This window comes from Legionella sp. 16cNR16C (genome assembly GCF_021297775.1).
Classification (GTDB): Bacteria; Pseudomonadota; Gammaproteobacteria; order Legionellales; family Legionellaceae; genus Legionella_C; species Legionella_C quinlivanii_A.
Map to the genome: position 1 here is coordinate 409,802 of NZ_JAJTMX010000001.1, position 25,614 is coordinate 435,415.

Below are 25,614 nucleotides of genomic sequence, written 5' to 3' on the forward strand. Positions count from 1 at the left end.
TTGGGAGCTGTGGTGAATTTGTCTGAACCGGCGCATTTAATACGCACTCATTACCAACACTGGCAGCATTTTGTTGAGATGGCACGAAAAGGCAAGCTCAGTCATTCTCTGATGCTGGTAGGAGCCGCGCATTTGTCGCTGGAGCAGTTTTCACTGCAAATAGCCCGAAGTATTTTATGTTCCTCTCTGCATTCAGATATTGAGCACTGCCAATCCTGCACTCTGGCAAACAGTAAAGAGCATCCCGATCTTCAGATAATTATGCCTGAAAAAGCGGGGGCAGGGATTAAGATCGAGCAAATCCGGGACTTACAGTCCAGTGTTTATACCAGCCCTCAATTAGGGTATACGCGTGTAGTTATAGTCTATGCTGCAGAGAAAATGAACCCATTTGCAGCCAATGCTTTATTAAAAATCCTTGAAGAGCCGCCTGCTAATGTCTATTTCATCTTATTGGCCGAGCAGGTTGGTACGCTGCTTCCGACCATCATCAGCCGATGCCAATTATGGCGATTCACAGACAGGCTTGAATCTGAAGGTCATTTAAGCTTGGCTTCCTGTTATAATCCGGAGAGCGAACGCGGAAAACTTGCCGCCGATTTGCCGAAAATTATTGAGGACTTGCTGAAGTTAAGTAATAACCAATACTCAGCCTGTGAGCTTGCCGCAAAATGGGCAGTTTATCCTTTAGTAGAATTAACCTGGATCCTGTATTTAATATGCTCAGAAATGATCGAGGCTAAACTGCTGAAACAGTTTCCAGGCCATGTTAACTCTCAAGCTCTTGGCCAACTCGCCTCAGGCTTTCACTTGTTTTCATTATTCATGGTTTTGGATAAAATAAATGCTATTACCAGAAATTTGAACCATAATATGAATGTGAACCCGCTGCTGGCGTTGGAAAATCTATTAATTATGACAAAACAGGGATGCAAAAATGAGCGAGGAAGTTCCAGTAATTAACTGTGCTTATCCTTCCGAAAGTGCATTGTATATGGCTTATATGCCATTTTTAAAAAATGGCGGCCTGTTTGTAAGAACCTTACAGTCTTATGCTATAGACACCAAAGTCGTGTTATTGGTTAACTTGCCTAATGAGACACAAACCTATCGTGTAACGGCACGGGTAGTCTGGATCACTCCCCGAGGTTCACAAGGCAGCAAACCGCCGGGCCTGGGGCTTCAATTTATCGATCCAGACGCCCGTAATTTTGCGAATAAAATAGAAACTCACCTTGCTGGCATGCTAAAATCATCTCAAATGACTGATACGATGTAATGCGATGCTGATTGACTCCCACTGCCATTTAAACTTTATCGATTTAACCGAATTTGACAATAATCTGGATAACGTCATCCAACAAGCAGAGGATAATGATGTACAGCACTTTCTCTGTGTCTGCGTCGATTTGTCTGATTATGATACTTTGTGCGCTATCGCCAAGCGATATAATCAGGTGAGTATTTCCGTTGGCCTGCATCCGAATAGCCTGATTGAAAAGGAGCCTGATGCCCCATTGCTAGTACAAATGGCAGGCCATCCAGCCTGTATTGCCATCGGGGAAACCGGACTTGACTATTATCGAACCGAGACTGAAGATGGGCTTGATTTACAACGCTCCCGGTTTCGCGAGCATATTCGGGCAGCGATTAAGTCAAAAAAACCTCTGATTATTCATACCCGTCAGGCAGCCGAAGATACACTTCGAGTGATGAAAGAAGAAAATGCGGACGCCATTGGCGGGGTAATGCATTGTTTTTCGGAAACCTGGGATATCGCCAAACAAGCTCTCGATATGAACTTTTATATTTCAATGTCTGGAATTGTCAGCTTTAAAAACGCAACTGTTTTGCACGATGTTGCTAAAAAAGTGCCTCTGGATCGTTTGTTGATTGAAACTGATTCCCCGTATCTTGCGCCGGTTCCCTTCAGAGGCAAGCAAAATCATCCCGCGCTGGTTAAATATGTGGCTCAGGCGGTTGCAGACTTGAGGCAAATTGATTATGAAGAGGTCGCGAGAATTACCACTGAAAACTTTAAACGCTGTTTCAAATTAATTTGAATCTTCTGAGCAGGCCCTTTCTCTGAACTACTGTAATGCCAACTGAGGAATGGGTTCCCGCATTCGCGGGAATGACATAATTACACTTAACTTAATCGCAGTGAGGGCTTAAATGCTGTGTGAACTTTGCGCAGACAAGTCTTCCTCGTTCGTATTGTCTGCCTCATTATTACTATTTTCGTCCCGTATATCTTGGGCTCGACTCTTATAATACTGTGAGGTAGCAATTAATGGCTTCATAGCTTCGTCCTGCTCCGCAATTTTACTCTGCGCTGATTTGGGCGAACTGAATCCGCTTTTTATCCAATTCCATAGCCTGCTCAAAAGCTCTGTAAAGCTTGGCAATCGACTAACATATTCTTTCGTTTCTTCTTCATTTTGAGGATAATCGGCTTCATCAGCTGAGTCATGAGCCATTTGTGGTTTTTCAGCTAAAGTCTTCAGTATATTGAGACATCGCTGATCACCTGCATTTCTTGCTATATCCAGTACATCTTCTGACTTGATTAATGCAGCCAGATTAAGATTTGGTACTGATTCATTTAAGTAATTAATTACCGCCTTGACACAATCGGGGTTACGAGATGCGGCTGCTCCTTTTAGTAGAAAAAGCTGATACACTTTTCCATGTTGCTCATTCTGTACATGTTTATCCAGTGTTTGGCGTACAAAATCATCTTCAATGAATTTTTCAAAAGCCTGTAGTCGGCCTGCTTGCAGTGCGATTTTACTGGCAGCCAGATAAGCAACACTGGGATCTCCATCGGCATCATTTAAAAAACTTCTATATTGCTCGTCTAGCAATATAGTCATTGCTTCCAGTTTATTGTCACGAGCAGCCATTTTCAACGCCATACGTGAATCGCTTGCTCCATTTCTAAACCAGGCCTCTATTAAGTCCTTATCGTCCTGAATAGCTGCCATCGTCAGTTGATTAAAATGAACATTATCGCCAACGTCGGCAGAGGCATTAGCTCGATCAGGATTATTTTTAATAATATTCTTGATAATAAAGTTTTCTTTATCAGGGAAGCTGTGATTGATGGTTGAGGAAGGATGCGCCATGACATTAATGGTCAGGGGAATTGTTTCCAGAGGGCCTTGTTCTGTTGCAAACGCTTCCCTGGATAAAAAATTAGCTAACTTACCTGCAGCGTTTACTTTCTCTCCATCTGTAAACACACGAAACTTGTTATTATTCGGATCATAGACTTCGAAATTTCCCTCTTTATTGACTGATACAGCGATTGCATGTGTTGGGGTTCTAACTGTCCAGGCAGTATCAGGAACTCTCATTCTGTTAAAGATATTTCTCCAGTCACCGCGCTCAGCGACCAGCCCGATATTATAAACGCGCTGTAGCTTCATTGGCACGTTGACAGTCGTGACATCTCCGTCAGGTCCTGGTGCAGGCTGGGCAACTGGCACTTTCAGATTGAGTACCGCATCCTCCTGGCTTAGTTTTTTATTGAACTCCTGGGGCAGATAGGCATTTAATACTTCCCGTATAAACTTGTTAATCTCGCTGTCGCTAACAGTCTGATTTTGGATAGATTCAGGATCTTTCTTTTGAGCTAATAACTCCCCCTTACGATTTATAGCATCTAAGATTTTTGCAAACTGGCTGGATTTTCCTTCGAGAGCATATTGGACATAAACCGCAGCCAAGCCATTACATATCCCATTATCATTGGCACTAAGCTTAATATCTCCCTCCTGAAGAATTAAATTAATCATGGGGATAACATAAGCTTGCTCCATTCCTTTGACGCTGGTGAATCCAAAATCAGGTAAAGGGGATTTGTTAGACATGTTAAAACTCGTATAACTGATTACTGCTTACAATAATTTTAGAACATTTAGCTTAAGGTTATCTTAGGGAGAGGGACTATCAATATCTGTACCTAATATCGCATGAAGGTTTTCATTTAATCCATACTTTAAATGTAATCCGGAAAAAAGGAGTTTTCATGGGGATTGATGCCGCTGCAGTGATTAGCTTAAAGCCTGAGGGACTTTATTGTATTCCTGGCGATTTTTACATCGATCCGCTTGTCTCAGTAAAAAAAGCAGTAATCACTCATGCGCATTCCGATCATGCCCGTATGGACCATGAGGAGGTCTTGGCCACTTTTGAAACAATTGAGCTCATGCAAATCCGTTATGGTGAAAATTGCAATACCCGTTTTCAAGGACTTACTTACCATTCCAGGATTGATATTAACGGCGTGACTGTTTATTTTCTGCCGGCAGGACATATTTTGGGAAGTGCTCAGGTTGTTATCGTATTTAAAGGATATCGTCTGATTATTTCTGGTGATTATAAGCGTTCCGGTGACCCAACTTGTGCCGCTTTTGAAGCGGAGCCTGCAAATCTCCTGATTACAGAGGCGACCTTTGGATTACCTGTTTTTAAGCATCCGCCTGTTGAGTCAGAGTTAAACCGCTTATTGGAATCGATGAAAAACCATTCTGGCACCTGTCATATCGTTGCCGCCTATGCTTTGGGGAAAGCCCAGCGCGTTATTAGAAGTTTGAGGATTTCAGGTTTTGATGAACCGATTTATATTCATGGCGCCTTATCAGCATTCTGTGAGTTTTATCAGCAAAAAGGGATAGATCTGGGTGATTTAAGATCTGCCAGTCAACTTAGTCCGCAAACTGCAGCCGGGAAACTGGTTATCTGTCCGCCGAGCGCATTACAGGATCGCTGGAACAGGCGATTCGGAGATATTCGCTTAGGCTATGCCTCAGGCTGGATGCGGATTCGAGCACGTGCCAAACAGAAAGGTATTGATCTGCCTTTGGTCATTTCTGATCATGCGGACTGGCATGAACTGACCCAGACCATTGAAGAAATTAATCCCGAATTGCTATGGGTCACACATGGAAGCGAAGAAGCCCTTGTTTATTATGCTCGGCAAAAGGGATACCAGGCGCAAGCGCTGCATTTGTTAGGATACGAAGAAAATATGGAGTGAATATGCATCAATTTTCGAGCTTACTGAATGATTTGTATTTCACATACAGTAATCTGGCTAAAACTGAACTGCTAAAAAATTATTTTTCGACAGCTCCCGATCCTGAAAGGGGTTATGGTCTGGCCATACTTGCTGGCACACTAGAGTTTCCAACGTTCAAATGGAGTATGATAAAAGAGTTAATGAAGGAATATGTCGATCCGGTATTATTTTCCTTATCTTATGATTACGTTGGCGATCTGTCTGACACTATCGCATTACTCTGGCCAAACCAGCAAATTTCAAAGCCGCTTCCTGCATTGAGTGAAATTATTGATACCTTTAATCATTTATCTGAAGAAAGAATTGCATCCTATCTTCGTGAGCTTTTAAACAGTGCGACGACGGATGAGCGTTGGGCTTTATTGAAAACAGGCACTGGAAGTTTGCGCGTAGGTGTTTCTGCCCGGTTTATAAAAAAAGCTCTTGCCGAGTACGGGCAGGTTGATGTGAAAGATATTGAGCATCTATGGCATGCTGTTAAGCCGCCATATAAGGAGTTGTTTGCCTGGCTTGAAGGACACACTGGCTATCCACAAATTGCAGAGAGTATCCATTATCATCCGGTGATGCTTTCGCATCCTTTGAATGAAAAAGATTTGAATAGCCTGGATCTCGAACAATACGCTATAGAAAGAAAGTTTGACGGAATTCGAGTTCAATTGATTTCAACCGACTCTGGCAAGCGATTGTTTACTCGAACAGGAGAGGATATTAGTCATTCATTCCCGGATATTCTTGCTGAAATACAGGGAAAAGTAGTACTTGATGGAGAGCTGGTTGTCCAAAGTCAGGAAACGGTTGGTAGCTTTAATGAACTGCAGCAGCGTTTGAATCGGAAAAATCCTGGTAAAGACCTTATTAACAAATACCCGGCCGCCATTATTTTTTACGATATGCTTTCTATTAACGGAAAGGATATTCGTCCGCTGACTTTTATGGAGAGAAGAGTCAGTCTTGAATCCTGGTATAAAGAAAATCCGAATTCCAGCTGGCTATTATCCGAACTTCTCGATTTGGATAAGCAGGATATTTTTGTAATCAGAGATCAGATACTTGCCGAAAAACACGTGGCTGTTGAAGGGCTTATGTTAAAACGTAAAAGCAGCCCTTATATTGCAGGCCGTCCAAAAGGCCATTGGTTTAAATGGAAACGAGATCCAATGCTGGTGGATGCTGTATTGATGTATGCTCAGCGCGGACAAGGGAAACGTTCATCGTTTTATTCCGACTATACGTTTGGTTTATGGGAAAATAGTGAGATAGTTCCTATCGGAAAGGCTTATTTTGGATTTACCGACAAGGAGCTTTATGAACTCGATAAATGGATAAGACATCACACCATTAACCGGTTTGGTCCTGTGCGCGAAGTAGAGAAGCAACTGGTGTTTGAAGTAGCTTTTGATGAGGTACGTGAATCGAAGCGCCATAAATCAGGTCTGGCGCTTCGTTTTCCAAGAATACATCGTATACGCTGGGATAAACCGGCAAAGGAAGCAGACAACTTGGCGTTTTTGCGCGGATTTTTAAAATAAACGCGTTTATCACGGCTGATACAACTAGAAAACGCGGGCTAAAAGCCAAATCAGAACCAATACGCTAAGCGGTACTCCTAACAGCCAGGCAATAATATATTTCCACATAATGCTCTCCTGTAGTTTATTCCGTTAAACAGCGAAGCTAACTATAAGTATAGTTCGTTTATTCCTTGCAAAAGAGGCTGGCAACAAGACCAATAAATGCGCAAGCTAACAGACTGACTGAAAAAAGTGAGGGATATTGCATAAGAAAAATGCCAACCAGACCTCCCAATGCTGAAGACATACACATACGGAAGGTGTTGACAAAGCCAAGGACGGTAGCGGCTTGCTCAGTATAATCAGCGAGAATCAAAGAGACAGTCGGCGGGTTGGAAATACTTAATCCAAAACTGAGCAAGAGGACAGGAGCCAGAGAGGTCAGTGTAATTCCATAGCATATATATAAGATTATGAGTAATGCTGAGCCAACAACCATTAACAGGTTACCAAAACGAATATTCCATACGAGAGATTTATACTCTCTTAGCCAGATTCCGAAATAATTCCCCACAATAATAGTTAACCCATTGCAGGCGAATATAAGGGCAAAGGCTTGTGGCGAGTAACTTAAACTATCGATAACCAGATAAGCGGCATTTACCACAATAATCATCAGGCAAGTGTAGGAAAATGTAACCATGATGGTCCCTATCCATAATTTTCTATGCCATAAAATTTCCCTGTAATATTTAAAGTAGTGCCAGATTGTCTTGGCTGATCTCTGCCAATAGCGAGACTCTTTTAAAAAAGGAATTGAGGCCCAAAATAAAACAATAGCCAGCAAGGCCATAAATACAAAATTGGCCCTCCAGCCAAAATTGACAAAAATGAATGAGCCTATCAATGGGGCAAAAATAGGGGAGGCCGTAACGATCATCGAAAGATGGGATAGTAGACGGGCTCGGTCAATATTATCCTCCACATCACGTGCAGTGGAGAAGGCGATTATATTGGAACTGCAGGCTGCAAATCCCTGAATGATTCTTGCAATAATCAATATTTCAATACTGGTGGCGAAAGTGCAAATCAAGGTGGCAAAAAGAAAAACGTAAAGGCTTGAAAAAAGGGCTTTGCGACGCCCGAAATAATCAATGACTGGACCCCAAAAGAGTTGAGCTACCCCAAAAGAAAAGAAAAAAAGACTGAGGGTTAATTGCCCGAGAGCATGGGTAGTCTCAAAATAACTGGTTATTGCAGGCAAAGCTGGCTGAAAAGAATCAAAGGTTACGAGACAAAAGGAAGAAAGAAAACCAAGATAAACCAGCTTATTCTCGTTCACAGATGACTGATTCCTTTTCAATTATTTCGTAGTATGCTGGCAATATATTAGCATAGCATGCGTTTGAAATTCATATTAAAATAGCTGATTCTATTTATGCCTGCTGAGAATCTGATGAAATTTTACCTGGGTCTTATGTCTGGTACCAGTATGGATGGTATTGACGCCGCCCTGATTGATGACAATAATAATTTTATCGATGGTTTAACCCGACCCTATGATCATCAGGTCAGAGACAGTATTCTTTCGGTTTCTCAAGGTGAGAGAAAAACGATCGCCGAATTTAACCAGTTGCATACGCTTATTGGTCGAGAATTCGCCGCGGCTGCCCAGGAGCTTATTCTAAGGCATGAGGATAAGAAACCGTGGATTCAGGCCATTGGCAGTCACGGCCAGACACTATGTCATGATGCAGGTGCTCAAATCCCATATACTGTTCAGTTAGGTTGCGGCCACACTATTGCCGAGGCTACCGGAATTACGGTGGTTGCCGATTTTCGCACAAGAGATTTAATTGTTGGTGGAGAGGGAGCACCTTTTGCTCCTGCCTATCATCAGGAAATTTTCAGACATCTTGAAACCCCTTTAGCTATTGTGAATATCGGAGGGATCAGCAACATCACCTGTTTACATAATGAAACAACAATTTCAGGCTTTGATTTGGGGCCCGGCAATTGTCTTATGGATCAGTGGATAAGCGAGCATCTTGGCAAAAGTTATGACAAAAATGGAGAATGGGCTGGCCAGGGAACAATAATCCAGGAGCTCATCGAGCAATTACTGAATGATCCCTATTTCAAACGCCCAGCACCTAAAAGCATCGGCAAGGAATATTTCTCCCTAGACTGGCTAAGCCGCTATCTGAAAGGGGATTATCCTCCTGAGGATGTGCAGGCCAGTTTATTATTTCTGACTGCCAAAACAATAGCCATGGGCATCCAGCAAATATTTCCGGAACCGCTTACTGTATTGATTTGCGGCGGAGGTGCCCATAACAACGAGTTGCTGCAGTCGCTGCAGACCCTTTTAAGTGCCTGTACCGTAAAATCGAGCAATGACTTCAATATTCATGCTGATTATATTGAAGCCATGATGTTTGCCTGGTTTGCAGCTAAAACGATGAACCACATTCCTTTCAATTTAAAATCGATTACGGGCGCAAAATATCCTGCGATTCTTGGAGCAATTTATCCTGCGGGGATTGACAAAAGAAATCCGAATGGGTGTAATGTGCCTTTTGATTTGACACTCGGGACATTGGTGTGACAGCGCATTATCCGCATTATCAACAGGCCAATAAAGCCAGTGCCTATATCATTTTTTTATTATCAGCCAGCTTCTATCTGTATGAGTTTGTGTTACAGGTCGCGCCTAGCGTTATGGCTGATCCTATGATGAATACTTTTCAGGTTGGTGCTGCTGGCTTTGGCATTGTTTCCGCCTTTTATTTTTATGCCTATGCGCCAATGCAATTGCCTGCTGGATTACTTTTTGATCGTTACGGACCTCGAAAACTAATGACCTACGCACTGATTCTCTGTGCTGTGGGCTCTTTTTTCTTTGCCGCAACTGATAGTTTGCTGACCGCCGCCCTGGGTCGTTTTCTAATTGGGATCGGCTCTGCCTTTTCATTCATCGGCGTTCTGGTATTGCTTTCCAGATGGTTTCCACCTCAGCAGTTCGCTATTCTGGCAGGTGTTGCCCAGTTAATGAGCTCTGTTGGAGCGATGTTTGGAGAAGTGCCGCTAGCTGCTTTAATTGAAGCAGTGGGTTGGCGCACATCCAGTTTTATTCTTTCTTTTATCGGGCTCATTTTGGCTGCTCTGATCTGGTTTGTGATCAGAGATTATCCACATCAGCAAACGCAATCCCCCACCAAACGCCAGTTTAAAGAAGAATGGAGGCGTTTACTTCAGGTTTGTGGGCGTGGCTATACCTGGATAACTGGTTTGTATGCCTGTGCTATCTGGACGCCAATCGCAGTTTTTGCTGCGCTTTGGGGAGTGCCTTATTTACAACAGAAATTTCAAATCTCAGTGCTTACTGCGTCTGGCCTGTGCAGCATGATTTGGTTAGGTATTGGTATTGGAAGCCCTTTGCTCGGTTGGGTTAGTGACCGGATTCACAGTCGCAAAATTGCCTTGGGCATCAGTTCACTTTGCGGTTTGGTAGCTACGATTTTTCTGCTCTATGTTCCGCAGGTTGACATCCAGATGATGTATTTTGTGTTATTTCTTTTAGGCATTGGAGCCGGCGGTCAGACGGTTAGTTTTGCAGTGGTTAAAGATAATAATCCTCCTGAGTTAGTGGGCACCGCTTCTGGCTTTAATAACTTATCAGTTCTTATTGGCGGGGCGGTATTCCAGCCCTTAGTCGGCGTATTTCTTCATCAGAGCACAGAATGGGTGAGTACTCGCGGCATTCATGTGTATACTGTGGCGAGTTATAATAAAGCCTTGTTAGTCATGCCGGTTTGCTTCTTAATTAGTTTGCTGGCCGTCTTAATGATGCGTGAATCGCATCCGCAAAAATGGCATCGATAAAGTCTCACGACACTGTCGTCTTTGCGAACGAAGTGAAGCAATCCAGATCGAATCTTGAATAAAGTCAGGAGCTGGATTGCTTCGCTGACGCTCGCAAAGACTGTATTTTGGACTTTGTCTCTAAATAAATCTCAAATCCTTAACATTTATTTAAGCCTGATACATTAAACTAATACTATAACCAAATAGATAGTTGTAATGACAATGCCAGCGAAGACAAAAGAAGAAAGAACACTTACTGTTGCGATACAGTATATTGATTTGATCCTGAAGACCCTGGAGGATAATCATCTCTTGACTGAGGCCTTGAATGGTCCTCAGGCAATTTGGTTAGACAAGCGCAAAATCAAACTGGAAAACGCTGATCTTGAGCCTTTCTTCTCACAAGAGGGTAGGTTAAATGAAGCATATCAGTTTGATTCTCGTATGAAGGAATTTTTACGCAAAATTCCCTTGTCTCCTGAGTCCACTGATCGTGATCGATTTCAGCTCTACGCATTAATGTTTTCTTTACCTGGAACGTTATTTAACCAAATAAGGCCTGTCTCATTTAGTGATTCGGAAAATCCAACGGCCAGCCCGGAGTTTCTGGAATGGCATGCTCAATTTGATCTCTATAATACCGATGCACCCAAGGCGGTGTATAAGGCACTACAACCTGTCGAGTCAGTAGATGATTTTAAGAATCAGCTAGTGACTGTCAAAGCGCAACTTGAACAAGAACTTAATTCAATAATCTCTATTGCAGAAACAAAAAACTCTCAACTACTGCTTAACCGTGAGAGTCTAAAAATAAAAGAAGAAATTGTTTCGGGGAAAAAGCTACAAATTGTGAATGATTCTGAACGTGATCTGAAATTTAATGGCCAAACTGTTGTGCTAAATAATACTACCGCTGTTTCTAAGCTCGCTGAAGTGCTAAAGATTTCAGAAACACAGGCATTAGATCTGGTTAAGGCTCAGTCCCAACATCTTTCCTATGCAATAAATTATTGTATTGCTCACTTGCAAAACTCTGAACTCTACACCCAGCGAGGTATCATTGCTAAGTGGAATACAGCCTCCAGTCGATGGAATATTGAAAAGAATGGTGATGAATTTACACAAACTTATTTCATCCAAGGTATTCAGTTTTGGGACACTAATGGAAAAATGCTTCATAATATCGATGCAGGATTAACTATTCATTTCAACTTCAATCCCGCATCAGGTTTATGGGAACGAAATGATGCGGTTCATTTCAGCGGCAGTGATTCTGATAAAGAGTTTATGACTCAATTAATGAATGCAGAACACTTTGATATCAATGGACGTCCTGAGTTAAAACCACTTGTTCCTTATCAATTTCCTAAAATTAATAAGCTGTTGGATTTCTATTTATATGATCGGGAGAATTTCTCTCAACGTTTAAATCGCCATCTTCCTGAACATTCTGAAGCTATTGTCGCGTTTTTAAGAAATTTAGAGGAGACATTGGCAACTAAATCCCTGTCACTCACTGATTTTGTAAATAACAATGAACCAAAAGCTCTTCACGAATTTTTCAGAGCTAATCCCGAGATTAAAGAGCTATTGGGGGAAGGGGAGTTTGTTGTAAGTAATCTAAAGGAAAAAGAAGCTCTTTTAATGCCTGCACCCAAGGATGACGTCATTGTCTGGAAATATGAAGCATTAAGAGACATTCCTTTTGCGAATCAAAAGAAATTTGATAAATATTGGCCTTATATCGACAAGGGTTTACCAGCAAAAGAGGTGCTCGATGCACTTAATACCCATGCTGCCGATTTAGATAAACCGGAAAATGCCTGGAAACTGGATAAAATGATAGCGCTCTGGAAACTGGCGTATCCGGATCAGATGAGTTTATCCGATGAAGACATCAGGTTCATTATTCAGAACCATAATCAATTTAGCTCTATTGCAAACAGAAGCCCTGAGGTTTTTGATCAGTTGATGACGCATTTAATTATGTTTAAAGATGCTCAAAACAAAGAAGTACCTTCCCAATTATCCTACAGGGTATTGATTACTCAATTATCGAGCATGGTCGATGCTTTACCTGCGGATTTGGCCAACAACTTTATTGAGCTCTATAAAGAAAACATCCTTAAAGACAATACTCTCATGCAGGAAGCGCTAGTTGCTGCAAATATTCCACCCAGTAATCCTTTATCAGAACTGGCAAAAGAGTATGATGTATTTGTGAGTCACTCAGTTAGTACAGTCCATCAGTTTGAGAAGGAAGAGGCCAATCAAAAATTATTTTTTGACGCGCTTATTAAATTAAGAGGACGCGCAGAATCGTCTGAAGTTAATAGTAAAGATCGAATGATTATCAGAGAGATGGCCCATAATCTGACGATTCATGGAATGAATTACTTTTCCGGACAGGCTCATGACAAAAAAGACCTTCAGGCATTTAGAAAAACCGCGGTAACAATGATTGAAACTGCCGAAGATCAATTGTCTTCAAAAAGTAAAAACTGGCTCGGCCGCCAATTTCAGAAACTATTATCCTGGATAGGCAACTATTTCCCATCCCTTAAACCAAAAGAAACCAAAGCGGAGCAGACTGTTAACAGTGTCAAGGATTCAATGAAATTTTTAAGTTTCAAAGAACAGATAAAAGAGGTAAGAGGGGGAAATGATTCTAAACTGGATGATCCATCGCCTACTAAAGTAATGTGATTCGGAAGCAATTCGAAAAGTTTTTTGGATTGCTTCAATTTGTTCGTATGGCGGCGATAAAATTGTTCTTCTGTTTACTCTATACAAAATACTTTTCGTTTTCACCCGAAACCAGATATAGTTTGTGACCTTGTAGTTTTCAGGAGATTTCTATGTCTGGCTTATTTGGCCCTTATTATTCATCCTCATCAACTCATCGGGGAGCTCAAAAAGCATCCGCTGTGGCTACAGTTGTTGAAAATGGGCTCAATGCCATTAGCGGCGGCACTCTCAATGCAATTCCGAGTAAAGTGGTGCAAATTGGTTCATCCGGTTATACCGTCTTTTGCACATCAACCCACACAAGCGAAAAAATCATTAATGGACTGGAAGCCGGGATTACTTTAACTCAGCTGGCATTTATCATTGCTTTGTACATAATGGGTGAGGAATGTGCCAACGATGAGCATGCATTATGTAAAGCGTATTTTATATTGGAGGCAGTTTATTCCGGACTGTTGGCCTTAGCATTGGGAATAGGAGAAATGTCCAAGGATCCCATTCCTTCCGCCCCTACAGTATAAATTAACTCGATTAAAGGGAGAGCTCTATGCGTTTTGCCGGCATACTGTTTCTATTCTGCAGCACCTCTGTCTATGCTGATCTTAATGAAAAAATTGAACAATTAATTGAACAGAAACTGCCCCAGGCGACTGTGGGGATAGTGGTGAAAGATGTTGTTACAAACGAAATAGTCTACAGTAAAAATCCGGATAAGCTATTGGCACCAGCAAGCAGCACCAAGCTGCTAACCGCGGCGGCAGCGCTCTATCAATTAACTCCGGAATATAAGTTCAAAACTCGATTAATGACAAAAGGGAATGATGTTTATGTGGTTTTCAATGGCTCTCCATCATTGACTTCTAAGGATTTGGCCCGTTTGCTTTCAAGTCTTCCAAAGAAGATCAAAGGGAATTTGATAATAGACGTATCACATTTTAAACCACCCTATTATCCTGGAGGAACGTCCTTTGATGATCTGGGCTGGTACTATGCTGCTCCCGATACAGCGGCAATTCTTGATGCGAATGAGGTTGCATTTAAATTTACCAGCTCCAGGCTTTTAAACAAACGGGTTCAGATTCAATCGCAGAAGCCTGATAATCCACTGCATCTCATCAATGAGGTGGATACGGTATCTGCTCAAACCGAAAAAAATCATTGCAATATGAATATTGAAGTCATGCCTGGCAATACCTTGAAACTCTATGGTTGTCTCGCTCAGACTAAAGATCCCAAAGTGATGAGGCTGGCCATTCCGCAGCCTGTAGCAAGAGCCAGGAAGTTAATTGAAGACTATCTCAAAATACATCATATTGCTTTGAACGGTCATGTGAATACCGGCAAAGCGCCTGCCGATGCTAAAATGATCGCCAGCCTGGAATCACCTGCCGCTGAAAAATTGATTACGCATATGCTGCAAGAGTCAGATAATCTTTATGCAAATAGCTTCACTAAAGAATTGGGCTTTGCTATTACGGGTGAGGGCTCCTACAAGCAGGGGGTATTCGCAATTAAACAGATATTAAGCAAGAATACCTCGGTTGATGTTAAGAAAATTGCTCTTTACGACGGGGAGGGAACACGTTACAACCTGCTGACAGCTCAGCAACTCGTTAATTTGCTGGACTCCTTGTATCAAAATCAAAAGTTGCGTGAAATCCTTTTTAAGGCATTGCCGCAATCAGGCAGCAGCGGCAGTCTGAAGGCACGTATGACAAAGACAGATCTGAATCATTTGGTTTATGCCAAAACAGGAACACTCCATGATGCTTCTTCATTATCCGGTTTTCTGATGCGTCCTGAAAGAAGTCCGCTGGTCTTTTCAATCATTATCAACGGAGTTGAAAAGCCTATTTATATCGCAAAGGGATTGGAAGAGGAAATTCTTCTGGCAATCTATCAGAACCCGTAGGTCGGGCCAGGATTCACCTGCCATTAAGTTAAGGAATTATTGTTGTGCCCTTGGCCCAGCAAAGGGGTTTAACCACTCCAGAACTCAATGTTGTGCCAAGGGCACAACCTGCATGCAATTGCAGAATTTCCCTAACTCAATGGCAGTGAGGCCAGGACCAGGCTTATTTCGTAGTTAGCGGCGGCAGGGAAGTCTCTGGAGACTCCTTGGGTTTCTCCGCTAATTTCACTGGGATGTGGCGGCTGATATCACGGCTTAAGCAGGTAAAATTAGCGTTCATACTGCTTACAAGGGTTTGCTGGTTAACAACCGGTAACTTGATGTGATAGTAAGCACTGTATTTCCTGTTCTCAAAGGATGGTCCATAGATCACATAATCCGCCTGCAGGATACTGTTGCCCTGACTATCCACTTTAAATTCGTTAATGTTTACCTGAAGCTGAATGGCGGGATCAAATTTGGGGTCCCAGGGAGCTACTTCGACCACGGCATTTGGGATAAGCGTGGAGAGATTGCTGCGAAGCACTCTTTTAACATTACTCTGCAAACCTTCAGCCCATTGATGATCATCTTCCATTTTACTCTGATTAGCGCTAAGGAAAAACATCAGCTGGGGCTTGGCCAGATACTCCGGTATACTCACATCGTCGATACCAATACGCATTACTGAATGACTGTATGCCTGTGAGCTTGTATTCAAAATGGGATTAATGACATATAACAATGGCTCTTTACTTCGACCACAGGCAACCAAGAGTAACGTCAGTACAATTAAGAGATATTTTTTCATCACCTTCCTCTTAGCAAGGCATCGGGATGGCGCGCCAGATAATCAGTAAGCGTGCGCACGGAATAAGCCATTTTGGATACCTCTTTCAAACTTTCATTCCAATAGATCAAGGCGCTTGGTATCTGGCCTGTCATCAAATCGGCAAATTGATTAATACTGTCAGCCATTGTCTGAATAGCTATAATGGCTTCTTTTAGTTCTTTCGATTTAACAAAATTACTGATGTCATTCAGTGTACGCCTGGCCGTTCGCATTGTATCTTTGGCGCTCATATCGTCTTCGACAGCCACTTCTGTTGGAAATAAAGGGACGCCATGAAAAGTTCTGGCTTTAACAGAAGCCTGTTTTTTTTCCGCAAGAACCAGCTCAATACTGGAGGTACCTGTCAGCAAATTGGGTGATGAAATAGTAGCAACGATCCCATTCTGGATGAGAATTTGAATTGGATTATCCCCAGGCTCAAATGATTTCTCGACAAAGAATTCCACATATACGGGAATAGATACATTGGTCTTGGACTTGGTAGCGGTCAGCTCAACACGTTTGACTTCACCGATCTTAACGCCGCGATAGGTGATAGGCGAGGTAGCATCCAGTCCGCTGAGAGAGCCTTTAAATAACATGACATAGGTTTCAATTTTGCCATGAAGGTATTGATTATAAACGAATAGGGTACCAAATACGGCTAGAATGAGAGCAAAAAAAACAAAAATACCTGTTCCGATATAAAATCTTTCCTGTTCCATGAAATTCCTAAAGTGTTAAGTAAAGTTCAGTTTGACCAACACACTAATCACAACCAGCCAAAATAAACCCCGGGTTATAATTCTTGAAACTGCTCTTCTGACCGGCATCACCTTACTGGTAACGTAGTAATAGTAATAACCTGCAGTATAACTGGCAATGCTTGCATACAGAATAGTTTTGATCAGCGAAGTGATTACATCCGCTGGATTAATAATTTCTGAAAGACGCAAAAGGTATTCGTCGGTGCTCATATGCAAAAGATAGGAAAAGGTTAAAAAAACACTGAGAAAAAAAGCCGCTGATATGTAGGTGTAAAGTAACATCGCTGTAATATTGACGCCTACAATCAAAGGAATAATGGTCTCCAGCATTACCCGATCGGGCGTATGATTTAAGCTGGGATGATCCGGGTTAATCAGATTAAGCCCGCATTGCACACAGAAAATAAAACCAATCGGAAGGGGCGCCATATCGCGGATGATAGTGCTTTGTGCAATAAACAATGCCTGATTCTGCAAATTGAATGGTGCAAGTATGTAGTTAATGCTATAAGCCAGAGACATCCCAATCAGGCAGCTCAGTATAAGGAGCGGAAACACCAGCACTGATCCTGAGTGCAGAGTACCAAGAATGGTATGGCTCCATCGCACATCCTGCCATTTGAATATGAAGCAATAGGATAAATGGCCCAGATAAACAAAAAAGAGAGTAATTGCCCGATGCAGGCTAAAAATTTTCTGGCCGGTATAAAAAAAAAATTTTGACATTAAATTTGACCAGTTCCCTGTTAATAATAAGAGCGCGTCCATTGAATGGCATTATTTCAGGCACATTCGATTTAACTTAAGCTACCATTATGAATATACTAAATTATAAGGGCTTCCATCTCTTATTAAAATACTTGGAATGGATTTAATTAACAGGCACGGAACTATGACACCTTGGTATAAAGAACTCCTGACACCACTAATTAGACGGATTGCGGATGATGATGAGAAACAGTTAGCGGCAAATTTTGTTAATAAGGTTTTTTATTTTGTCGAAATGGAAATTTTTAATAAAATTCTGCCCCTGGAATGGTCTCTGGGTGTCATTAATCATCTCTTCAGGGAGTTCGGAAGTGAGGATAAACCCATTCTCTTAAAAGAATTTGTTCATATGATTCTCGGGCTCTCTTTGCTGCATGCAAAATATACCAATGATTTTGTTGTATGGACCAGTGATTTTGTACCCGTTCTTCCAATTCCCAAACCGGAAATTCCAAAAAATTATGCACGACCCTTGATAATGCACCGTTTATTCACTCAGTTCAAAGAAGACCAGATTTACCTGCAAGTGGTTCAGGGGGAGATATATTATTTTTACTTGTATGGGGGAACTGCGCGTGAATCTTTCATCGATAATTTGAATAGGGAAAGCAAATCGATTATCCAAAAAAAAATTCAGGGGCGACAACCACTTACAGAATCTGAGGCGAGTCTGTTAAGAAAAGCTTTGGCACTAAAAAACCCAAAGCTTGAATTCCTTAAAAAATACCCTAATGCGGCATTTTGTACCACGTCTTATCCCCGATGGGATCAAATAAAACGTTCCCAATATAGTGAGAGTGAGAAAGAGTCTCTTTTTACCGCGAGGGAGATACTAAGCGAAATTGAAAATGAACTATGGCCAAAACTGAAATTTGAAATGGGTTTTGGCTTACGGCCCAATTCGCGAAGGGGGAAATTATTCTATGATTTATTCATGCAGGAACACTCCGAGTTTTTTTATATCAGTTTGTGCAGTGACTACTGTAAAGTTGAAGGAGGCTCACTACAACTTCGCCGCTTTATTCATCGTGTCATACCAAAGCCAGTCAGAGCTGCCTGGGAGCATCTCTTTAAAATAATACCTCCTGCCTATCATAATCTGTTCATTCACTCATTGTGGACGCTTGATATCCCGGTTAGAGATCGAGAGCTTCTTGAAGCGATAATGACCCTCCTTAAAAAGTTTCCCGCTAATTTTTCATCATTACTTCCCACTTTTTCCAATAATTTGCTTCATCTGTTTTTACAATTACAACAAGCCTATGAAGCGCCTGAATCCGAAGGCGCCGAGCTTGGATTTAAACTCGAGTTATTGCAATACCTTCATAAATATGACTATCAGATCCATGAACCGGGATGGCAAAAACTGACTGAAGCGGTCGAAGATAAACTACTGAATGATTCCTCATATGCTCTGCTGTTTTCACGCATTTCCAGCCTCAATCGTATCAATTGCAATCTATCTTCTTTCCAGGTGGAATTAAGGGATCTGGCTTGCAAACTCTTCAGAGAAGAGAGCAGAGGCGATCCTGATCAGCAATATGAGAGTTATTATACAATTTTTTTCAACAGGTTATATGACAGAAGAGTAGTTTTAACATCTCCTCAGGGACATGCAATAGTTCAAAGCTTGATTGATATTGGAAAGCACCAGTTTTCCAATTCATCAGCATACGATCTGAGCGACAGATTTTCATGTATCTCAATTAATCAGTCGATAAAAAGAGTCCGATTAGAGAGTCTTGTATTAACCCTGCTGGGCCTCCGAAGTCTAATGCCCGAACTCATCAGTAGAGCCTTGGTAGAAAAATATAAATATGGTATCAATAACAGGCTTAAAAAACTGGTGGCGGCCGAAGTGAACTGGAAGCTGGAAAACAATGAACGTATCGAGATTAAACGAGCCTTGGTAAAAGATATATATTCTCAGGAGTTTCTGGGTAATCAGGCTCCTGTTCAATTGATTGCGGGAAAAGAAAATGTGGCATGTGGTTTATTCTTTTTTAGCATTGATAGCCAGGGATTGTATTTTCATCTTTCCCGTCTGGAAGCATTCGCCTGGACTCTTTCAATTTATTATCCTGCTGAAGGAAAACAGATATTGGAACTTGCAAACGAGTTGAGAGTCGCTGCTGTCGATCTTCTGGAAAATGATCAGAAGAGTTCTAAAGAATTAAAAATGCTTGCAGTCAGCTTTATCAGATTATTAAACAGCAGAAATGATAAATTAGCCAATATAAAACCAAGATGGGGGTCTTATTTGTCAGAAATGACTGACGCGCTTGCTAATCTTGAGGTCTTTGAATCATTTGGTGAGTCATTCAGAAAATCTATATTGAGTTCTGCGATGACTGAAAACAGTCATTTATTTTTTAAAAGAAACTTAAGTTTGCAATGCCTGGAGGATTCTACCCAATTGCGCCCCCCCTCAAGCCCTTAGTTCAATAAATTTCATAGTTTTCTGGACTTTCAATTAAACTCTTTTAAAATTGTGAGTTTGTGAGAGAGCCCAGAGAGAATATGAATCCAATTGATGCGGTTATTTCATGGGTTGACGGCCATGATCCTGTTTATCTGGAGAAGCTGCGATCGTTTTGCGAACAATTGGGAATCAAACAGCATACGGCCGTTGAACCAACACGTATTAACCACTGTAATGAAATTCAGTATTGCCTGCTTTCGCTTGATCGTTTCGCCCCCTGGATTAGAACAATCTTTATTATCACCAATCAGCAAATTCCTTCGGTAATCGCAGATTTACAGGGTAGTAATCTGGCAAAAAAAATTAAAATAATTGATCAGAATGAATTGCTTTTAGAGTTTGGCTCAAAAGCACCGGTATTCAACAGCATCAGTGTGGAGTGGTTAATTTGGCATATTCCCGGCTTGTCGGATCAATTTCTTTATCTCAACGACGATTTTTTTATCATTCGGGAGGTCAGCCCGGAGGATTTTTTTCGCAACCAGCAATTAATTCTTCGAGGCGAATGGAAGGTACAGGCAGAGAAAAGATGGACTTATCGACTGCAAAAACAGCTAAGCCAATGGTTTAGCATTAAGGAACCGCTTCCAAAGACTAATCCTCATCGGGCATGGCAGGAAAAATCTGCCAGAATGAGCGGTTGGGATACGCATTTTTATCTTCTCCCGCATGCCCCTTTTCCTTTATTCCGAAGTTCTTTTGAGAAGTACATGACAAACAATTCCGAATTGTTTTCCAGGAATATACGCATTCCATTTCGACATGCGGATCAGGTATCGAGCGTACCCTTGATGGTTCATTTTGATTTAAAAGAAAAGCGGGCAGTGCATGATCTTAAAAAGAAGGTGGCAATGGTTAATGGGGCCAGTCATTCTTTTCCTAAAATAAAAAAACGCCTGAATCAGGCCCATAAAAATAAGAATGTCGCTTTTGTATGCATGCAAAGTATCGATCAAGCGCCAGCAGAGGTTCAGGAGTATATGCTGGATTGGTTGAAACAGCATATTGCATAAGGATTCTGAATGAATATTGTTATTGATATCACCCGGCTAATGCGGCGTAAACTTAAAAAACAAACGATTACGGGTATTGACAGGGTTACTCAGGCTTTCGTCAATCACTATAGCGAAAGAGGGCTCGCGCTTGTACGCTGGAGCGGCCGGAGCTGGATTTTACCGCGGGCTCAATCTAAGGCATTATTCACATGGCTGAACAGTGAGGGTACTCGTTCCCAGTTAGCCAAATGTATTATTAGCGGCATTTTCTCGCGCAAAAAAATGAGTAAAGAGAAGCCAGCCTTTTTACTAAACACGGGGCATGTCGGTTTAAGACAATCCGATTATCAACGTCTGGCAAAAGAAGAGGGTATTAAACCCGTTTTTATCGTTCATGATACTATCCCGATTACGTATCCTGAATATTGCAGCCCAGGAGAAGACCGGCGATACCACGAAAAAATGGCTTCCATTTTATCGCTGGCAAGCGCAATCATCACCAATTCAGAGGCGACTCTGAATGACTTAATCCTTTATTCAAAGCAGCACAATTATGATTTACCTTATACTAAGGCTATTTTGCTGGGTTCAGGAATTCCACCAGCTATTGAACCTGGTTTAAGGCCAATCCAGAAGCCCTATTTTGTGATGTTAAGTACCATTGAACCGCGAAAAAACCATTTATTAATACTGCAGATATGGCGCCAGTTAGTGGAACAGATGGGAGAAAACGCTCCTCATTTAGTCATCATTGGCAAACGTGGCTGGGAGTGTGAAAATGTGGTAGACATTCTCGAGCGTTCTCATTTTCTTAAAACGTTCGTCACTGAATTATCACATTGCCCGGATGCAGATTTAGTTACCTATCTTTCTCACTCTCAAGCTCTGCTTTTTCCATCGTTCAGTGAGGGGTTCGGCTTGCCTCTTGTTGAAGCCTTAACCCTGAAAGTACCAGTGATTGCTAGCGATCTGGCGGTATTTAAAGAAATTGCAGGACATATTCCTGACTATATTGATCCTTTGGATGGCAGGCGCTGGAAAGAACTTATCTCAGAATACGCTGCGTCGGAGAGTAGTCGCAGAAGGGCACAACTTGAGCGTATTAATAGTTTTAAATACCCCTCATGGGAAGAGTATTTTCAGCAAATGGATTTTGTTTTGGAAGAGATGGGCTGTCCTTCTCACGAAGATATTGTTGCGTAAATGAAGATGGGGGCGTAAAAAATGTCTTTGCGAGCGTTAGCGAAGCAAGCCAGTTCCTTGCTTTGCTCAAGCTTCGATCTGGATTGCTTCACTTTGTTCGCAATGACGACAGGTAAAGTGAGTCATCGCAGCTGAACTAAGCTACCCGTCTCTATCACGGTACAAAACTGGAGGATGAGCTGTCATCCCGCCTTGCTTTTTTATTGCGCTGCTCATCTTCTGTATCTCTTGTATTCCCTGTATCCGTTATTACCGTCTTTAAGTCCAATATCGATACTGTCCTTTTTAATCCTTTTTTTGGTGAACTGTTCGATTCGAAGAAACCGGAGCTACCTGGTGCGGATAGTTTTTCTGCATCGGAGGCTGCGGAGGTTTCGCTAACAGGCTCTGGCTTTTTCAATCGGGTATTCAGATCAAATACTTTCAGATCTGTATTGTCGCGGAGAAAAGCTTTTTCCTGAGAAAATGCGCTGTCTTCAAGTTTTTGATAGTCCTCTTCACTCATTGCGAAAAGGGTTTCCAGTTTATCCTGGATGCGAGCAGCTATGTAAGCCGAGACCTGTTGTCCACCGTGGCCATCGTACACACCGCTCATGCCCATAAAACCAGGCACCTCATTTGGCCGTTTAACGGTTTGCACTGCGACGGTCACATTGTCGCTAGATCCATTTGTGATAGCCCAGTAAGCAAGATGATCAGAAAGTTGGCCTTCTGAAATGGTTTCTGATTTACCAGCAGCGGCGATTGCTTCCTTCAGATAGTTTTCCTGAGCCTTTTTAACGTCGCCCAGCGTTTTTACCTGCTTGCGTGCTCCATCTGTAAAGCCGTCTGAGCAGCTAATTAATTTTACTGAATATCCTGCGGGAATATTGGACAAGTCGACAATGGAAATGTCTGAATCGGCGATAACAGGTAGAAAAAAGGCATCGCCAATTGCTCTGGAAACGGCAAGTCTGCCCCAAACTCGGCCATTTAAAACATAATAATCTTCGAATTCCATTATACGTGCTCTTTCGAGCTCGGGCTTGTGCTCTCTCGCATTTAATCTGTAGACATCAATCACTTCGCCAGATTCATTATAAACAGCAGCGAATGCTGCAGCATCTGCAAGAAGTGCGGTAATCAGGAAATTATTTTTAATCACTGTTGTAACTGCGGTTGAACCGACTTGTTCAAGTGTTTTATCTCTAAGTATTTCAGCGTCAATTTGCCGATAAGCAGTCCATAGACGCTGGCCAATCTGCAGGGGTGTCAAGTCCAAAGAAGCGGAGTCTGATTTAAACCAGGCGGCAGTATCTTCCTGGTAAGCACGCCCCCCCTGTAACTGGCTGCCAGCGTATCTGTGTTTAGAAATGTTATCGTTTGGATTATCGCCAGGTACAGGCATGGTCTCAGTAGAATTGTTTGGCATTGGTATCGGAAATAAATCAAATAGGCTTTATTTTATACTTTATGGGGCTTTGTTTCAAGGCGTCTGTATTTTATTTCAAGTTTTTCAATTACTAATTTCTATAGCTTGGCATCATGCTAGACAAATTATACAATATGTCAAAAATAGCATCATCCGATTATTTCATGTCAGTTCACTACAATTTAGTATCTCGCCGAAATTTAAAAAATTTCATGCAAAAGCCTAACAAAAGCTATACCCTGCATAGCATATACGATGAAGCACGCACACTTCATACAGATTATAAAAAAAATAAGGAGAAAAGCCTTGTTGCGCAAATTGATTTTCTAAAATCAATTCTCGAAAAAAACAATGACTTCTATGATACGCAAATTTACAGTAAAAAAAGCTGGTGGAAGAAGATTTTCTACTTCTTTGGCTGGGTCCCGAAAGATGAATCTCGACTTCTCTCACTCAATAAGTCATTAAAAAAACAAATTCAAAGCTTGGAAAAGATGAAGTTTAGCTTTGACTTCCTGGATAAATGGGTGCTATCCATTGTGGACGAGCAAATTGATTCTCTTGTGGATAGTGAAAAAGATATCGACAGGCAGTTATCGAATTTGTCGCATCGCTCTTTACTTTCCGTTACAGACGTACCCGATTACCTGGAAGGAAATGCCAGTGTTACCGCTTATCGTGATTATGTTTCAGATTTAAATGATTATATCAGCACCTTGCCCGAGCAATCTGAGATCCAGCTCCGACTCAAGCGAATAGCGGTGCAGCTCAAGAGTTGTGAGGAGCAGGAAGGACGAGTTTTGAGACATCGTACGCAAACAGAGTATCTTATCAAAAATGGACGTCATCAGGATGTACAAACGCTTAATGAACAATTGCATGATGAAATGACATTTGAGGCGATTAAAAAAATTGATAATCTTTGTCCTGGGGAGTCTGCCCTTTTTAGCCACGGTTTTGCCTCTACTCAGGGAGGGCATGCGACTCTGTTTGAAGTGGAAAAACTTGAGAAGGATTCTTCAGTTTTCCTGTTTATTAATACCGGGTATGGTGTCCAGAAAAGTTATAGTTGGCTAACCTCAATTGTAGACAATGTATTTGGCCTGGATAAAAGCCCCGCTAAAAAAACAAGCCCAATTGACATCGATGAGCTGGTAACAGGCTCGTTAATGCCAGAGTTATTAGCGCCTAGAATCACCACCGCACCGGATATTAAAACCGGTTTACAAAATATGCTGCAGCCATTATCCGAATTACAAAGACAGGGGCGATTACTGGATGATGATCATCAGATAAAACATCAGAAAATGGGATCCTGTTCTCAGTCTTGTATTGATGCCTGGTTTGAGCGGCAATGCAAGGAAGCAGAGACTATTCCATTTCAGATATTTCGATTAAAGAAAACTTTATCAAAAATCGATCTGCTTTTACGAAACAATACTCTCAATCTAAGACAGCGAGAGGCTTGCCGACATATGAGGGTTGCAGTGTATGTTGAACTTAGGAGTTTGCAGGCCAGAGTGAACTCTCTAAACGAAAACACGCGTAACATACTCAGCAATAGCCTTGCTGATTTGAAAAGAGTGCGGGAAGAGAATTCTGAAGCGAAAGATAAGACAGCAAAACCGGTAAATTTTGAAGATCCTGATGAACTCGATCGCTACTGTAAAATAAAAACAACACAGCCTTTAAACTCCAAATTTTCTTCGCAAGAGCAATTAAGAATAAAAAATGCGTCTCGGGAAACCGTTTCTGTGAAAACCGCATCAAGAACCTTTCTTCTTTTTGGTAAGAAAAGAAAACTCAGCGATGAGGAGATACAGGAAAATAAATTAAACAAGGTATTGCTGGCAAAGCAAATAATGCACGCCAGTGAATTATCAAATCGTTATAGTTTTCTGCAACAAAATCTTCTACAACAGAGCGGACTAAATGAAGAAGAAACAAAGCGAATCGATCAGCTTGTGGCTTATCAACGAGAGAAGGGCTCGGTTCCCTATTACAGTCTACAGCTTTAAGGATTCAGTCAAAGTCAGAAGTACGATTACTG

At 41.7% G+C, this 25,614-nt stretch carries 20 protein-coding genes; 14 read left to right on the forward strand and 6 right to left on the reverse strand.

What is annotated here, in order from left to right; genetic code table 11:
- Positions 1-12: 12 nt before the first annotated feature.
- The 3 genes from LXA66_RS01975 to LXA66_RS01985 are packed head-to-tail and all read left to right on the forward strand — an operon-like array spanning position 13 to position 2,063.
- Positions 13-963 carry a DNA polymerase III subunit delta' gene (locus LXA66_RS01975; RefSeq protein WP_233011685.1) on the forward strand — a complete coding sequence of 317 codons (951 nt, stop codon included), beginning with the start codon at positions 13-15 and terminating at the stop codon, positions 961-963.
- A complete protein-coding gene (locus LXA66_RS01980; protein WP_112219575.1) occupies positions 938-1,279 on the forward strand; it encodes a PilZ domain-containing protein in 342 nt (113 codons plus the stop codon). Before LXA66_RS01975 ends, LXA66_RS01980 begins: the two co-directional genes overlap by 26 nt.
- A gap of 4 nt (positions 1,280-1,283) precedes the next feature.
- Positions 1,284-2,063: a TatD family hydrolase gene (locus LXA66_RS01985; RefSeq protein WP_233011686.1), complete on the forward strand. Its 780-nt coding sequence runs from the start codon at positions 1,284-1,286 to the stop codon at positions 2,061-2,063.
- Positions 2,064-2,171: 108 nt separating this feature from the next.
- Here the strand turns inward: LXA66_RS01985 and LXA66_RS01990 are convergent, their stop codons facing one another.
- Complete coding sequence (locus tag LXA66_RS01990; RefSeq protein ID WP_233011687.1) at positions 2,172-3,875, reverse strand: hypothetical protein; 1,704 nt, start codon at positions 3,873-3,875, stop codon at positions 2,172-2,174.
- Positions 3,876-4,033: 158 nt separating this feature from the next.
- Here LXA66_RS01990 and LXA66_RS01995 point away from each other — a divergent pair, with 158 nt between their 5' ends.
- A complete protein-coding gene (locus LXA66_RS01995) occupies positions 4,034-5,044 on the forward strand; it encodes a ligase-associated DNA damage response exonuclease (protein ID WP_233011688.1) in 1,011 nt (336 codons plus the stop codon).
- A gap of 2 nt (positions 5,045-5,046) precedes the next feature.
- A complete protein-coding gene (locus LXA66_RS02000; RefSeq protein ID WP_233011689.1) occupies positions 5,047-6,618 on the forward strand; it encodes a cisplatin damage response ATP-dependent DNA ligase in 1,572 nt (523 codons plus the stop codon).
- Between the two features lie 166 nt (positions 6,619-6,784).
- Here LXA66_RS02000 and LXA66_RS02005 read toward each other — a convergent pair whose 3' ends face one another.
- The gene (locus LXA66_RS02005) at positions 6,785-7,942 is read right to left on the reverse strand and encodes an MFS transporter (protein WP_233011690.1); all 1,158 of its coding nucleotides are present in this window, start codon (positions 7,940-7,942) and stop codon (positions 6,785-6,787) included.
- Between the two features lie 114 nt (positions 7,943-8,056).
- Between LXA66_RS02005 and LXA66_RS02010 the strand changes: the two genes are divergently transcribed.
- The 5 genes from LXA66_RS02010 to dacB all read left to right on the forward strand — a co-directional run bounded on the left by LXA66_RS02010 (position 8,057) and on the right by dacB (position 15,127).
- Complete coding sequence (locus LXA66_RS02010) at positions 8,057-9,208, forward strand: anhydro-N-acetylmuramic acid kinase (RefSeq protein WP_233011691.1); 1,152 nt, start codon at positions 8,057-8,059, stop codon at positions 9,206-9,208.
- Positions 9,205-10,485 carry an MFS transporter gene (locus LXA66_RS02015; protein ID WP_233011692.1) on the forward strand — a complete coding sequence of 427 codons (1,281 nt, stop codon included), beginning with the start codon at positions 9,205-9,207 and terminating at the stop codon, positions 10,483-10,485. The genes LXA66_RS02010 and LXA66_RS02015 overlap by 4 nt, the downstream gene beginning before the upstream one ends.
- A gap of 198 nt (positions 10,486-10,683) precedes the next feature.
- On the forward strand, positions 10,684-13,173 hold the full coding sequence (locus tag LXA66_RS02020; protein WP_233011693.1) for a hypothetical protein: 2,490 nt from the start codon (positions 10,684-10,686) through the stop codon (positions 13,171-13,173).
- A gap of 152 nt (positions 13,174-13,325) precedes the next feature.
- Positions 13,326-13,736 carry a hypothetical protein gene (locus LXA66_RS02025; RefSeq protein WP_233011694.1) on the forward strand — a complete coding sequence of 137 codons (411 nt, stop codon included), beginning with the start codon at positions 13,326-13,328 and terminating at the stop codon, positions 13,734-13,736.
- A 26-nt stretch (positions 13,737-13,762) separates the two neighbouring features.
- Positions 13,763-15,127 (forward strand): D-alanyl-D-alanine carboxypeptidase/D-alanyl-D-alanine-endopeptidase, encoded by a 1,365-nt coding sequence (gene dacB, locus LXA66_RS02030; protein WP_233011695.1) that lies wholly within the window; start codon positions 13,763-13,765, stop codon positions 15,125-15,127.
- A gap of 163 nt (positions 15,128-15,290) precedes the next feature.
- Here dacB and LXA66_RS02035 read toward each other — a convergent pair whose 3' ends face one another.
- Genes LXA66_RS02035 through LXA66_RS02045 form a run of 3 tightly spaced genes read right to left on the reverse strand, consistent with a single transcriptional unit; the run spans position 15,291 to position 17,431 of the window.
- Positions 15,291-15,917: a membrane integrity-associated transporter subunit PqiC gene (locus LXA66_RS02035; protein WP_233011696.1), complete on the reverse strand. Its 627-nt coding sequence runs from the start codon at positions 15,915-15,917 to the stop codon at positions 15,291-15,293.
- Positions 15,917-16,663, reverse strand: a complete 747-nt coding sequence (locus LXA66_RS02040; protein WP_233011697.1) for an MlaD family protein — start codon at positions 16,661-16,663, stop codon at positions 15,917-15,919. The genes LXA66_RS02035 and LXA66_RS02040 overlap by 1 nt, the downstream gene beginning before the upstream one ends.
- Positions 16,664-16,678: 15 nt before the next feature.
- Positions 16,679-17,431: an ABC transporter permease gene (locus LXA66_RS02045; protein WP_233011698.1), complete on the reverse strand. Its 753-nt coding sequence runs from the start codon at positions 17,429-17,431 to the stop codon at positions 16,679-16,681.
- A 166-nt stretch (positions 17,432-17,597) separates the two neighbouring features.
- Here LXA66_RS02045 and LXA66_RS02050 point away from each other — a divergent pair, with 166 nt between their 5' ends.
- The 3 genes from LXA66_RS02050 (at position 17,598) to LXA66_RS02060 (ending at position 22,153) form a co-directional block, all read left to right on the forward strand.
- Entirely contained in the window at positions 17,598-19,913 is a 2,316-nt protein-coding gene (locus LXA66_RS02050) for a hypothetical protein (protein ID WP_233011699.1), read from the forward strand.
- 80 nt (positions 19,914-19,993) lie between these two features.
- The gene (locus LXA66_RS02055; protein WP_233011700.1) at positions 19,994-20,968 is read left to right on the forward strand and encodes a Stealth CR1 domain-containing protein; all 975 of its coding nucleotides are present in this window, start codon (positions 19,994-19,996) and stop codon (positions 20,966-20,968) included.
- Between the two features lie 9 nt (positions 20,969-20,977).
- Entirely contained in the window at positions 20,978-22,153 is a 1,176-nt protein-coding gene (locus tag LXA66_RS02060) for a glycosyltransferase family 1 protein (protein WP_233011701.1), read from the forward strand.
- A 154-nt stretch (positions 22,154-22,307) separates the two neighbouring features.
- Here the strand turns inward: LXA66_RS02060 and LXA66_RS02065 are convergent, their stop codons facing one another.
- Entirely contained in the window at positions 22,308-23,564 is a 1,257-nt protein-coding gene (locus LXA66_RS02065; protein ID WP_233011702.1) for a PP2C family serine/threonine-protein phosphatase, read from the reverse strand.
- Positions 23,565-23,698: 134 nt separating this feature from the next.
- Here LXA66_RS02065 and LXA66_RS02070 point away from each other — a divergent pair, with 134 nt between their 5' ends.
- Positions 23,699-25,582: a hypothetical protein gene (locus tag LXA66_RS02070; protein ID WP_233011703.1), complete on the forward strand. Its 1,884-nt coding sequence runs from the start codon at positions 23,699-23,701 to the stop codon at positions 25,580-25,582.
- Positions 25,583-25,614: the final 32 nt, after the last annotated feature.